This is a genomic window from Pseudomonas sp. A214, from assembly GCF_900156295.1.
Lineage (GTDB): Bacteria > Pseudomonadota > Gammaproteobacteria > Pseudomonadales > Pseudomonadaceae > Aquipseudomonas > Aquipseudomonas rhizophila.
The window spans coordinates 2,848,331-2,861,639 of sequence record NZ_LT707062.1 but is presented as its reverse complement, the minus strand read 5'-3'; the positions used below and the strand labels follow the sequence as shown (position 1 = coordinate 2,861,639).

General features: G+C 61.3%; 11 protein-coding genes. 5 read left to right on the top strand and 6 right to left on the bottom strand.

Annotated elements, in window-relative coordinates:
- Positions 1-80: 80 nt before the first annotated feature.
- Positions 81-1,166 carry a diguanylate cyclase gene (locus BW979_RS12945; RefSeq protein WP_076383956.1) on the bottom strand — a complete coding sequence of 362 codons (1,086 nt, stop codon included), beginning with the start codon at positions 1,164-1,166 and terminating at the stop codon, positions 81-83.
- Between the two features lie 182 nt (positions 1,167-1,348).
- Between BW979_RS12945 and BW979_RS12940 the strand changes: the two genes are divergently transcribed.
- The 4 genes from BW979_RS12940 to BW979_RS12925 all read left to right on the top strand — a co-directional run bounded on the left by BW979_RS12940 (position 1,349) and on the right by BW979_RS12925 (position 6,031).
- Positions 1,349-2,803: a flavin-containing monooxygenase gene (locus BW979_RS12940; protein WP_076383955.1), complete on the top strand. Its 1,455-nt coding sequence runs from the start codon at positions 1,349-1,351 to the stop codon at positions 2,801-2,803.
- 16 nt (positions 2,804-2,819) lie between these two features.
- Entirely contained in the window at positions 2,820-3,749 is a 930-nt protein-coding gene (locus BW979_RS12935; RefSeq protein ID WP_047228524.1) for an alpha/beta fold hydrolase, read from the top strand.
- 156 nt (positions 3,750-3,905) lie between these two features.
- Positions 3,906-5,282: a 2-oxoadipate dioxygenase/decarboxylase HglS gene (gene hglS, locus BW979_RS12930; protein WP_076383954.1), complete on the top strand. Its 1,377-nt coding sequence runs from the start codon at positions 3,906-3,908 to the stop codon at positions 5,280-5,282.
- Positions 5,283-5,512: 230 nt separating this feature from the next.
- The gene (locus BW979_RS12925) at positions 5,513-6,031 is read left to right on the top strand and encodes an Hcp family type VI secretion system effector (protein ID WP_047228526.1); all 519 of its coding nucleotides are present in this window, start codon (positions 5,513-5,515) and stop codon (positions 6,029-6,031) included.
- 313 nt (positions 6,032-6,344) lie between these two features.
- On the opposite strand, the gene BW979_RS27600 is transcribed toward BW979_RS12925, so the two are convergent.
- The 5 genes from BW979_RS27600 to BW979_RS12905 form a co-directional block, all read right to left on the bottom strand.
- Positions 6,345-6,515, bottom strand: a complete 171-nt coding sequence (locus BW979_RS27600) for a hypothetical protein (RefSeq protein ID WP_171061341.1) — start codon at positions 6,513-6,515, stop codon at positions 6,345-6,347.
- Positions 6,516-6,546: 31 nt separating this feature from the next.
- On the bottom strand, positions 6,547-6,789 hold the full coding sequence (locus tag BW979_RS12920; protein ID WP_047228527.1) for a hypothetical protein: 243 nt from the start codon (positions 6,787-6,789) through the stop codon (positions 6,547-6,549).
- A 65-nt stretch (positions 6,790-6,854) separates the two neighbouring features.
- Positions 6,855-7,928 (bottom strand): lipocalin-like domain-containing protein, encoded by a 1,074-nt coding sequence (locus BW979_RS12915; protein WP_076383953.1) that lies wholly within the window; start codon positions 7,926-7,928, stop codon positions 6,855-6,857.
- The gene (locus BW979_RS12910; RefSeq protein ID WP_083714386.1) at positions 7,918-10,386 is read right to left on the bottom strand and encodes an ABC transporter permease; all 2,469 of its coding nucleotides are present in this window, start codon (positions 10,384-10,386) and stop codon (positions 7,918-7,920) included. The genes BW979_RS12915 and BW979_RS12910 overlap by 11 nt, the downstream gene beginning before the upstream one ends.
- A complete protein-coding gene (locus BW979_RS12905) occupies positions 10,386-11,054 on the bottom strand; it encodes an ABC transporter ATP-binding protein (RefSeq protein ID WP_047228530.1) in 669 nt (222 codons plus the stop codon). Before BW979_RS12905 ends, BW979_RS12910 begins: the two co-directional genes overlap by 1 nt.
- A 247-nt stretch (positions 11,055-11,301) precedes the next feature.
- On the opposite strand from BW979_RS12905, the gene BW979_RS12900 reads away from it, so the two are divergent.
- The gene (locus BW979_RS12900) at positions 11,302-13,221 is read left to right on the top strand and encodes an acyltransferase family protein (protein ID WP_047228531.1); all 1,920 of its coding nucleotides are present in this window, start codon (positions 11,302-11,304) and stop codon (positions 13,219-13,221) included.
- Positions 13,222-13,309: the final 88 nt, after the last annotated feature.

The window sequence follows — 13,309 nt, the reverse complement described above, 5'->3', positions numbered from 1 at the left end:
ATAGTTCAGGCCGGAACACAGTGCGGCTGGAACAGGACTTGTTTGTGTTTAGCACAAATAAACCCTCTTCCTCGGTTGGGTCAGAAAGAAACCGCCGGTTCCTCGAGCATCTGGCACTGCCGATGGCAAACAACCCGGTTGCGCCCGCCGGTCTTGGCCTCGTAAAGCGCCTGGTCGGCGTCGTTGAGCCAGAGAGTGGCGTCGCCATAGGCCGGGTTGAAGGCGGCCAGGCCAATGCTCAGACTGCCCTTTAGCGCGGGGGCCTGCTCGTAGCCGAGCAGGGCGAACCGCTCACGCAGGGCCTCCATGGCCAGCACGGCATTGTGCAACGTCAGGTCCGGCAGAATCACGCAGAACTCGTCCCCCCCATAACGTCCGACAATGTCGGTGGCCCGCAGGTTTTGCTTGAGCATCTTGCCCAGCTGACGCAACACGATGTCACCAGCGCCATGGCCATAGGTGTCATTGATGGCTTTGAAGTGGTCGATGTCCATCAGCGCAATCACGCCGTGACCAGCCCCATCGTGTGGCTGTCGCAGGCAGCGCTGGAACTCCTCGTTAAGCCGGTCCTTCCACGCCCCATGATTGAGCAGACCGGTCAGGCTGTCGGTACGGCTCAGGGCCAACAACTCGCGCTTTTGCCGGCCCAGGATGTCGGTCTGGCGAAAACAGATCCAGCCCAACGCCAGCGGATATATGCACAACAGAGGCAAACTGGCATAGAGCTGCGCCGAACTGGTCATCGGCACACTGGTCAACGGGAAGATCGCCAGGCCCAGGGCGATGCCCGTCACTTGGACCGCCGCCCCGGCGAACAGAAAACGCAAGCCCCCGATGGAGACGTTGTTCATCGCCATCATTGCCAGCGTAACGGCCGTGGGCAGCGGATTGAATTGCATCGCAACGACCCAGAAACCGCCAAGAAAGGCGTCGATCAGCAAGTTTCGGCGTTCGGCCTGGTACGGCTGCGCCGCGCGACGGGCCCACTGATAGGCCACATGCGGCCATAACAAGCCGTTGAACAGCATGGCCCACCAGACCCAGGGTGCCGGGTCAAGGGGATAGACAGCGACACTCACCAACAACAACCCTAGCATCAGGCCCAGGATTCGTGAGGTGTAAAGCCTCCTGGCCAATGACAGTCCCTTTCGTCCCGTTCTTTGCATAGAGGCCTCTGCACCGAGGGCTTCCCGGGTTGTGGGATAGGGTTATTTGAAGTCTATCAGGGCAGCATCAAATAGCCACCATCAATGAAGGGGTATTTATTCGCCATCAAATGCACGGCTCCCCTCGGATTTTGGCTATACATGACAAAGGGAATCGGCAACCACCACCAGAAAGGAGGCCCATGCGCAGCTATCAGGTGTTGATCATCGGCAGCGGGTTCGGGGGCCAGTGCGCGGCAATCAATCTCCTCAAAGAGGGCATAAAGGATTTCCTGCTCTTGGAGCGACGGAATTTCTTCGGCGGCACCTGGTGCCAGAACACCTACCCCGGCGCGGCGGTAGACGTGCCGTCGCCCTTGTATTCGCTCTCATTCGCCGCTTACGACTGGAGCCGGATGTTCGCCGGCCAGGAGGAGCTGCACCGCTACACCCGGCACGTGATCGAACGCTTCGCCCTGCAGGACAAGGTACAACTGGGCGCGAATGTGCAGCGGGTGGCATGGGACGACAATGCCCGACATTGGATCGTCGACACCGCCAGCCTAGGGACCTTTCATGCGCAATTCCTGATCAATGCCACAGGCCCCCTCAGCCAACCGGTGATCCCTGATTTCGAAGGCCGGGATCGCTTCCAGGGCAAGACGTTTCACACCAATGATTGGGACCACACCTACGACTATCGCCACAAACGCGTTGCCATCGTCGGCAGTGGCGCCAGCGCCGCCCAAGTCATCCCGGCCATTGCGCCAGAAGTCGCCCATCTGCACGTGTTTCAGCGTACGCCCCACTGGGTACTGCCACGCCGCGACCGCACGTTCAACCGTCTCGAACGTTGGTTGCTGAGCCTGGCGCCGATGCGCACCCTGTTGCGCTGGTCGATCTACTGGCAATTCGAAACCCGGGTGATTGCGTTCAAATATTCACGGCCGGCGGTTCGCATGGTCCAGCGCCAGGCCCTGAACATGCTTGAACGCCAAGTGCCGGATCCGGTTCTGCGTCGTCGCTTGACCCCTGACTACCTGATCGGCTGCAAGCGCGTCATCCTGTCCAGTACGTTGTATCCGGCCCTGTGCCGGGCCAACGTCAGCGTGCATGGCCAGGAGCACGGCATCGCCGCCCTCGATGAAACCGGCATCATCACCCGGGACGGCCAGCACATCCCACTGGACCTGATCATCTGGTCGACAGGCTTTGACGCCACCGACGGGGTGATTTCCTATCCCGTCACCGGCCGCAACGGCACCCGACTGCACGACGTCTGGGCCCAATACCCGCGCGCCTACCTGGGTACCAGCCTGCCGGACTTCCCCAACCTGTTCATCGTGACCGGCCCCAACACCGGCATCGGTCACACCTCGGCACTGTTCATCATCGAGTCGCAGATGAACTACATCCTGGACTGCATCCGCACCTTGAACCGGCAAAACCTGCGCAGCATCGAAGTGCAGCCTGCCGCCGAACAGCGCTACACCGAAATGATCCACCGGGAAATGCAACGCACCGTATGGAAATCCGGCGGCTGTCACAGCTGGTATCAAAGCAAAAGCGGCCACGTCGTCGCGATGTTCCCCGGTTTCAGCTTCACTTATCACTATCTGACTCGTCGGCTCCGGTTGGCCGATCACATTCTGTCCTGACCCTGGAGGGCAAAGCATGTTGGTGTTGTGGGTAGTCCTCGCCGTGTTTATCGCCTGGAGCTGGCTGACGTATCCAGGCATCGGCCATGTGCTGTACGACATGGGCATGGCCCTGGAAGCGCGTCTGTACCGACTGCACAAGATCACGGTGCCCATCAGCGAGATGACCGTGTCGACCTGGCAAGGCGGGCCCTACGAAGCGTCCGGCAGCATATTGATGCTGCACGGCTACAGCGCCGACAAGAACCTCTGGCTGCGTTTTGCCCGGCATTTTGTCAGCGACTATCGGGTGGTGATTCCTGACCTGGCCGGTCATGGCGAAACCGGCTTCAAGGCCGGCGGCGGTTATGACATCCCGACCCAGGCCCGACGGGTGATCGAACTGCTGGATGCCTGCGGCCTGGACAAGGTCCATGTGATCGGCAACTCCATGGGCGGTCATCTCGCCGCCTGGCTGGCGGCGACCTCCCCGGAACGGATACTCACCCTGGCCCTGATCGACCCGGCCGGCGTCACCGCGCCCGAACCCAGCGACATGGAGCGGCACCTGGCAGCCGGCCACAACCCGTTTCTGGTGCGCTCGCGGGACGACTTCGCTCCTTTCTACGCGATGACGATGGCCTCGCCGCCGTGGGTGCCGAGTGTGGTGCTGGCGGCGCTGGCCGAGCGTTATGAGCAACGCCGGGATGAACTGGAAGAGATCTTCGTGGATTTTCGCGCCAGCCCGCCGATGGAGCCGCGCCTGCCCGACATCCGCGCGCCTTCGCTGCTGCTCTGGGGTCGCAAGGACCGGCTGATTGACGTCAGCAGTGTGCCCGTATGGAGCAAGGGCATCGCCGACTTGCGTGTGGAAATCTGGGAGGGGGTAGGCCATATGCCCATGGTCGAGCGACCCGGGAGAACCGCCGCGCTGTATCGCGACTTTCTCAAGGGCCTGGGCCAGTGACCTTGATGCCGCTCTTCAAGGCTGCCTGAGCCACGGTGAAGTGGGCGGATCAGTCCCTGACAGAATGAAGTCCTGAAGATTCTTCGTTTGTCGACGCTGGTGAAGGCTGCGATCTTTCCTTCCACTTTCCCACAGCTTGCGCCAGGAATTCTCACAATGAGCTTCGTCAGTCCCGACCTGATCCGCCAACGCTTCTCCAAGGCGATGTCCGACATGTACCGCGACGAGGTGCCGCTGTACGGGGCACTGATGAACCTGGTGGAACAGACCAATGCCCAGGTGCTGGTCAACGACCCGCACTTGGCCGAACACTTGCGCAGTACCGGTGAACTCCAGCGTCTGGACCTGGAGCGCCACGGCGCGATCCGTGTCGGCACCGCCGCAGAACTGGCAACCCTGGGGCGTCTGTTCGCGGTCATGGGCATGCACCCGGTGGGCTACTACGACCTCACGCCCGCCGGGGTGCCTGTGCATTCCACGGCATTTCGAGCCGTGCATGAAAGCGCCTTGCAGGTCAGCCCGTTCCGGGTGTTTACCTCGTTGCTGCGTCTGGAACTGATCGAAAACGCCGAGCTCCGGGCCTTTGCCGAATCGGTACTGAACAAGCGCCAGATCTTCACCTCCGAGGCGCTCCAGCTCATCGACCTGGCCGAACGCCAAGGTGGTCTGACCGAACCACAGGCTGATGACTTCGTCCTGCAGGCCCTGGAAACCTTTCGCTGGCACCACAGCGCCACCGTCACGGCCGAGCAATATCGGCAACTGAGCGCCCAGCATCGGCTGATCGCCGACGTGGTGGCTTTCAAGGGCCCGCACATCAATCACCTGACGCCACGCACCCTGGACATCGACATCGTGCAGGCCCAGATGCCCGTGCACGGCATTACCCCGAAGGCAGTCGTCGAGGGCCCGCCTCGTCGGCATTGCCCGATCCTACTGCGGCAGACCAGCTTCAAGGCGCTCGACGAACCTGTAGCGTTCACCGACCAGCCCCAATCCCAAGGCAGCCACAGCGCCCGCTTCGGCGAAATCGAGCAACGGGGCGCCGCCCTCACCCCGAAAGGTCGCGCACTCTACGATCAGTTGCTGAACGCCGCTCGGGATGCGCTGGGGGAGTTTCCCAACGAAGCCAACGCCGAACGCTATAACGCACTGATGACCGAACATTTTGCCCAGTTCCCTGATAACCACGATGAGCTGCGTCGACAGGCATTGGCGTACTTTCGCTATTTCGTGACGCCAAAGGGCCTCGCTGCCAAAGGCACGATCAAGCAACCGGTCTCGCTGGAACGCTTGCTGGAAGCGCAATACCTGCGCGCCGAACCCCTGGTGTACGAGGACTTCCTGCCAGTGAGCGCCGCCGGCATCTTCCAGTCGAACCTCGGCGATGCCGCTCAAATTCACTACGTCGGACAGTCCAATCGCCAGGCATTCGAGCAAGCGCTGGGACAACCGACCATCGATGAGCTGCAGTTGTATGCCGAAACGCAACAGCGCTCGATGGATGAGTGCATGTCCGCCCTGGGAATGTAGGAAAAACCGGAAAGCCGAATGCGTAAGAAATTGCGCATTCGGCTTGCCAACTACGCAACTCCTCGCGCGCATTCCTCTGTACCCGGAGCGCTCATGGATCGACGCCTGATCCTAACTTATTGATATACATATCTTTTATAGAAGATGGCATAGCTCTTGATAACCGTCAGGCCACCTGGGGACGATTCCCTTCCCAGGTCCCTTTAGTTATCCCGCAAGGAGAGCATCCATTGGCTACCCCCGCTTACATGTCCATCGAAGGCACCAAACAAGGTCTGATCACTGCCGGCGCCTTTACGGCCGACTCGGTGGGCAACACCTACCAGGAAGGTCATGAAGATCAAGTCATGGTGCAAGGCTTCGAGCACCAGGTCATCATCCCCCGCGATCCTCAGTCGGGTCAGCCAACCGGCCAGCGCGTGCATAAACCCCTGGTCATCACCAAGGTGTTCGACAAGGCCTCGCCGCTGCTGCTGGCGGCCCTGACCTGCGGAGAACGCCTGACCAAAGTCGAGATCCAGTGGTACCGCACCTCGGCGGCCGGCACCCAGGAGCATTACTACACCACCACTCTGGAGGACGCGATCATCGTCGATATCAAGGACTACATGCTCAACTGCCAGGACCCGGCGAACGCGCACTTCACCCATCTGGAAGATGTGCACTTCACCTACCGCAAGATCACCTGGACCCACGAAGTCAGCGGCACGTCGGGCTCCGATGACTGGCGTTCACCGGTCGCCGGATAGTCGTCGATAGATATTGATTCAGGATGGTGTTCGCCCAGTGCGACGGCCTCGGCATTCCATGCACTGGTAAAGAGCCTGACACTGGGCGAACGGGCATAATAATAGTGGAACTTGCAAAATATGTCCGGGAGCTTGTTTAAATAATTATTTATCTTTAGTCGTCATTATTAACGCCCAATCAATAACAGCTATACAAACAGCTATACAAAATCCAACAGCAGTATAAAAAAACATATCCGCTACGCCGAACAAGACCGGGCAAGTAAAGCAGCATTAACAAATGCGTTTTCAAGACCGCGCGGTCTATCAATCCTCAGCCCTGTCGCGCGGTCTTTTGTGCATCCGTCTCCCCCGCTTCAGTATCGCCTTCCTGCTGTTTGCGTTTAGCCGGATCGTTGGGGCGCAGGGCGTCGTTGTCACGCTCCACCTCACCCGGCATCGCCGGCTCGTCTGGATTGTGCGACGTTTGATCACTGGGTTTCATGGCGAACTCCTTGGTTTTTCGGGCCTGCGCGTCAGGCGTCAGGATCGGCGACTTCTTCAGCGACGTTGGCGTCGGGTGAACGATGGTGCAGTTGTTCGGCCTTGGCCTTGAGTTCCTGCCACTGTGCCAGGTCGATAGCGCCCTGGCCGAACAGGTCATCGGCCACCCGCATCAGCTCGGTGAAATGGACGTCGGGCGACTGCTGCCAGTAGGTCTTGTCGTCGAACAAGCGCTGCCAGTCGGCCAGCGAGGGAAGTGTGAGGTCATCACTCATGACGGACTCCTCAGAGGCATTCATAAGGTATGAGGGTCGACGTTCCCGGGGAGTTCCGGCGATTCTCAGTAGCCCGTCATTTCCAGGTAACCGTTGCCGCTGTGGCTGCCGCTCAGGTGCACCGGCCCTTCCCAATAGGGAATGCGCAGGTTCATCCAGGCGTTGGGGTTCAAGGCATCGGTGGTGATGTCGAGTCGCTTGCCGGGGATCCTGATCGTCCAGCGCACCGGCATCGAGCGCCCGGCAACCTCGGCGGTGTCCAGTGGTTCAAGGCTGATCTGACCGGCATGCAGGGTCTGCGCCTGGCCTTGGGCATCGATCCAGGTGCCCGTGAGGTATGGCGCCCCATCCTTGTGGCGCATGCGGTAGAGCATCACATGCTCGCCGCTGTCCAGGTGCAGGGAAAACCAGTCCCAGCCCGTCTGGTTCGCAGTCAGTGGCTGGCTGCTCCATTCGCGGTCGAGCCAGGCCGGGCCGCTGACCGTATAACGCTGGCCATCGATTTCCACGTGGCCGCTGGCCTGGAAGAACGGTTGGCTGTAGTAGTACGACGCCTGGCCCTGTTCGGATTTCTGGCTGAACCCCTTATCGCCCTGTAGCACCAGCGGACGCGTCGACGTGAGGCGCAACTCATAACTGAAGTGTGGGCCACTGGCCTTGAGCTGCATGTCCGCCAATGGATCGGCCCCCGACGCTTGTGTAGCGAACCGCCAGTCATCGATCCAGGCGTCGAAAGGAGTCGTCTGCACCCCGGCCTGCCCCACTGCGCCCCGTGCATAGCGCTCGGCGGCATGGTGGACGGCGCTGGAAGTGACCGCGGCATGACCGAGCCAGATCGTCTGGTTGCGCCAGCCGCTGGCCTGGGGCGCGGCGTTCAGGGCGCTGCGAAACAGCGTCCATTGCACACCGTAATCGCGGCCCTCGGCATCCTTGAGATTGGCAGTGACGTACCACCACTCGATGCGAAACCCCTCATGAACACCATGATCGGCGGGAAAACTGAATACCCGCCCCGGCACCACGGGCGTGAATGCGCCGGCCTGCTCACCCAGGCCGGCGAAGCCCTTCGGCGGCGGTTGCCGGTTATCACAACCGCAGAGCAGTAGCGCTATCAGCATCAAGCCCAGTTTAATCTTCATGGGCAAAGGTCCTCAGCAAATCCGCCGGTTGCGTGCGGTACAACGCATACAGCGGCCAGGCCGATGCCAGCAGCGTGGCAAGCATCGCCAGGCCCAGCAACTGCGCCAATTGCCACGGGAATACCCGCAACGGCAGGCGCCAGCCGAAGGCCTGCACATTGATTACCGCGTCCAGGCACCAGGCCAAGGCGATGCCCAGTGGCAAGGCCAGTACCAGGGTCAATAGCGCCAACAGCCAGGTCTGGCCCAGATTGAGCAACATCAACTGCCGGCGCGTTACCCCCAGCGCCCACAGCGGCGCCAACTGGCCGAGGCGGCTTTGGCTCTGGGTCAGCAGGCTGATGAACAACGCCACCCCGGCCACCGCCAGCGTCAGGCTATTGAGGGCGGCGGTGGCGGCGAAGGTGCGTTCGAATACTTGCGTCGACCAGCCCTTGAGCCGCGCCTGATCGACAATTCGGCTGTCATCCAGGCTGAACCGGGCCTGCAACGCCGTCAGCAACGCAGGGATCGCGGAGGGTTCGATGCGCAGGTTGAAGCGGTTCGGCGTCAGTTGCGGCCAATGCCGCAGCAAGTGGTCGGCATTGACCAGCACATGGCCCTTGGGGTTGCCGTAGTCGGCATAGATCCCGACGAGGCGCGGCGTCCAGGGTCCCTGGGGCGTCGGGATCGTCAATCGATCGCCAATATTCACGTTGAGACGCCGGGCCAGTTGTTCGCTGAGCATCAACGTGTCACCCCCGGCCAGTTGCTCCCAAGGCTTGTCGGAAACCGACTCCAGCAACGGCCAATGCTGACGATAGGCGCTGTGATCGATGATGCCGTAGATGTCCGTCGGCCAGCCTTGCAAAGGAATCGAGACCTGCCAGTTGGGCAATATCGTGCTGATCGCCGGCTGCTCCTTGAGCCAGACGTGCAGCTCGCCCGCCTGGGCCGGGGTTTGCGGATTGATGTACAGCTCGGCGGTCAGACGTTGCTCGAGCCAGTTACTGAAGGTCTGGCGAAAACCTGCGGTCATGCTGCCGGCACCGATATTCGCCGCCAGAGCCAGTAGCAACGCCATCAGTGCCAGGCTCAGCGTCGGCAATTGCTGACGGCAGTCGGCGAGAAACCATTGCCCAAGTACCGAACGACTGCGGCGCAACAGCAACTTCAGCGTGCCACTGAGCAACACCGGTAAAGCCAGGGCAGCGCCCAGCAACAACGCCGTCATCAAGACAAAACCGCTGCCCAGGCTGTCACCCCAGATCAACGCCGATACCGCGAGCAACCCCGCCAATGTCGCCACCCACCCCTGGCGCCGCAGCCAGCGGGCATGGGCCTGATGCCAGGCCTGGGGATTGACCAGCGCCAACAGCGGCAGGCGCGCCGCCCGCAGCAAACTGTCGGCGCCGGCCAATAACGCACCGAGCAAGCCCAAGCCCACGCCACTGAGCCACCACCACGGGCTGAGGTTCAGGTGGCCGGCCACTTCGGCGCCGTACAAGCCGCGCAGGCTCGCCGCGACATCGGGCAACAACAGACTCGCCAGCCAGTAGCCGCTGAGCACTCCTGCGATTGCGCCGAGCAAGGCCAAGGCGCCCAGTTCGAGGGCCAGACTGGTGACCAGCAACCGCGCACTGACGCCACAGGCCCGCAGGGTTCGCAGCAAGCTGCGGCGTTGTTCCAGCGCCAGGCCAATGGCGGCGTGAACGATGAACAACCCCACCACGAAGGACAGCACCCCCAAGGCGTCGAGGTTCAGGTGAAAGCTTTCGGTCAGGCGCGACAGATTGTTTTCTTCATCGGCGTGCTTGAACTGCAGCCGGCCGTTGAACGCCGTCGGCAAGGGCGCGTTGAACGTGGCAGGCAATAGCAAGCGCGACAGCTGGTCCGGCCGTCCAAGCACCTGCTGGGCGAAGCCGATGTCCATCAGCAGCACGCCGGGCGCCATGTCCGCCTGGACAAGCAACGGTGGCAGGGATTGTCCATCGACCGTCCGGGGCCGGTCACCCTCGCTCAGCCCCAAGGCCTGCAAGGTCTGCGCAGCGATCCAGGTGCGGCCAGGCTCAGTGAAAAACTCCACCACGTCTGCCATCTCCCGGACCTGCCCCGCCACTGCCGCTCCGGGGGGCAAAGACACCGGGTCGATGCCCATTAACTGCAGGCGCTGATCCTCGTGCCCCTGCAGCGTCACCCGAGCCTGCAACACGGGAGACACCGGCCATCCCAGGCGACGCAGATCGACAAACCATTGTTGGGTAAAGGTGCCGCCGCCGGGCGCACTGAGGCTGGCCTGGGGTTCGCCACCAATCAGTTGGCTGGCTCGAGCGTAACTGTCCCGGGCCTGACTGTTGAGCGCCTGCACGCCAGTGAGCAGGCTGGTGGCGAGCCAGAGCCCGGTCAGGACGCTGAAAAACTGCACCGGGTGCTGGCGCCAATGGCTAAGCAAGGCCTTGAGCGTCTGGCGAAGGATCATCACCCTTGGGCCACCTGCGCCAGACGTCCGCCTTGCAAGACCACTCGACGGCTCAGACGGGCCGCCACCCGGGGACTGTGGGTCACCATCAGCAGGCTCGTCGGGCTGCCGTCCAGCAACTCCAGCAACAGTTGCAGCACCTCGTCGCTGGTGGCTTCGTCGAGGCTGCCGGTGGGTTCGTCGGCCAGCAACAAGGGCGGCCGGGAGGCCAGTGCCCGCCCCAATGCCACCCGTTGCTGCTGGCCGCCGGACAGTTGTTCGGGATAGCGGTGCAGCAGTTGCGAAAGGCCGAGCCGTTGCACCAGATGGGTCTGCCAGGCAGGGTCATAGCGACCGCACAGACGCGCCTGGAACGCCAGATTATCCTCCACCGGCAAGCTACTGATGAGGTTGAACTGCTGGAACACCAGGCCGATCTGTGTACGTCGCCAGCTTGCCAGTTGGCTTTCGCTCATGCCGTCGAGCCTGCGCTCGCCAAAGCGAATGCTGCCACGGTCGACCTTGTCCAGACCGGCAACCAGATGCAGCAAGGTGCTTTTCCCGCTGCCGGACTCACCCATCAGTGCCAGGCTGTCGCCAGGGGCCAACGTCAGGTCGATACCCTGCAGCACCGGCAATGGCCCTTGCGGCGTGGCATAGCTCTTAAATACGTCGCGAACTTCAAGCATGAAAAGGCTCATGGGTAAACGTGAGGCTCAGGATAGCGGAGTTGGGTGACGGGCAGACCAAGGATGCGCTCAGGCGACGGGCAAACACCGCTGGTCGTCTGCCCCGCCTTGTTTTGCCCGACGCCTTGCAAAGCATAAATTTCCAGCTATCAATCAATGACTAATACGTGCCGTTTACATGCAGTCGGCCAATTCGTCATAAACATGACGCACCTGGATTGCCTCCTATTCAAGGACGATCGCCGACATGCCTCAAACAAAATATCGCCTCGATATCGATGGGCTTCGCTGTATTGCAGTGCTGGCCGTACTCATCCATCACCTCAACGCCGACCTGCTGCCAGGCGGGTTCGTGGGGGTCGATATTTTTTTCGTCATCTCGGGTTTCCTCATCACTTCCCAGGTGTTTTCCGAGATCAAGGGCAACAGCTTTTCGCTCAAGCGCTTTTATCAGCGGCGCATCAATCGCATCGTGCCCGCACTGGTCACTGTGTTGTTGGCGAGCGTGATCGCAGGGGCCTTCATCCTTTCCCCCGCCGACCTGACGCGGCTCAACGTCAGTGCGCTGTTCTCCCTGCTGGGGGTCTCGAATATCTATATCTGGATGAAGTACGGCAACTATTTCGCCGCCGATGCCAGCGAAGCGCCGCTGCTGCATACCTGGTCCCTGGGGATTGAAGAGCAGTTCTACGTGATCTGGCCGCTGCTGATCCTGGTGCTCTATCGCCTGACGCCGCGTTATGTCCTGCCGGTGCTGGCCGTCGGTATCGTGGCGGCGGTGGGGCTTTCTGAATACGCCACGAACGTCTTCGTCACGGCTTCCTATTACCTGCTGCCCACACGGTTTTTCGAGCTGATGCTGGGCGGAGCACTGGGTATCTATCTTTATCAGCCACGTACACTCGGCAGGATAGAAGTGCTGGCTTATACAGCGGCGGGGTATGGGCTGATTGGTTTTTCCTTGTTTGCCCTGAGCCGGGACACCCCCTTCCCCGGCGTCAATGCGTTGATACCTTGCCTGGGCGCGGCGCTGCTGATTCTGGCCGGCAGCGGTGGAGCTCGCTCCCGCCTGCTGACCAACCAGCCCATGGTGTTCATAGGCCTGATTTCCTATTCGCTGTATTTATGGCACTGGCCGTTGATTGCCTACCTGAATTACCTGGGCATCGAGATAACCCTTTCTGTGGGCATGTCACTGGTGCTGGTGTCGATTCTGTTGTCCTGGTGGTCCTGGCGGCATGTCGAAATTCCCTTTCGGCGCACTGGCGCGCAATTGCAGTTTCCCCGCGTACTGGTCCGCCGATTCATAGTCCCGGCCCTGGGGCTGGCCGTCCTGGCGACCTTGAGCCTGCAATGGAACGGCTTCCCACAGCGTTTTGCGCCTGAAGTGTCGAGGCTCGAGGCCATGGCGCTGAGCAAACCGAACAGGCTTCGCAGCGGTTGCCATATGCCCAGTGCGCGGTACAGCGCCGAACCTGATCCGGATTGCCAGCTCGGTGCACACAAGGAGCAACTGGACGGAATGATGGTGGGTGACTCGTTCGCCAATCATTTCACGGGCATGGTCGATATCCTGGCCAAACCCAACGGCATCAGATTAATGGACTACACACTGGACGCCTGCCCGCCGATTTTCGGCTATGCCACCGAGGTGTCCGAGGCGTATGGCGACCGTTGCATGGCGCGCAACGACCGGGTGTTCGAGCTGATCAAGCAGAACCACTACCCATACGTCGTGCTGGCCGGCGCCTGGCCCAAGGATGCGGCGGCCGCGCACATTATCGAAGCGAGCATCAAGCACGTGGCGAACAACACCGGCCAGGTCATCGTGATTCTGCGCAACCAGAACATCGACAATGCAGCGACCTGCCCCGTGCGCCGCTTGATGTTCGGCACCGATCGCCCATGCTCGGCCCCGCTGGACGTCACCGCGCCGTATTGGGAGGGGATACGCGCCAGACTGCCCCAGGTGCGCTTTATCGACCCCAATCAAGTGATCTGCCCAGCGGGGCTATGCAGCCCGATCATGGACGGGCAGTTGCTGTACCGCGATGACGCACACTTGAATGACGTGGGCTCACGCTTCATCGGCCGCACATTGCGCGAGCTGGGATTCTCCCTACTGCACGACCCGGCCCGACTCGGCCCGATCGCCACAACCCAGTGAGCCCCCTCCCCGCAGGTTTGTGGGGTATGCAAGTTCTGCGGACAACTCGGACTACTGTGGGAGATTCTATGCTGCAAGCCCACCCACC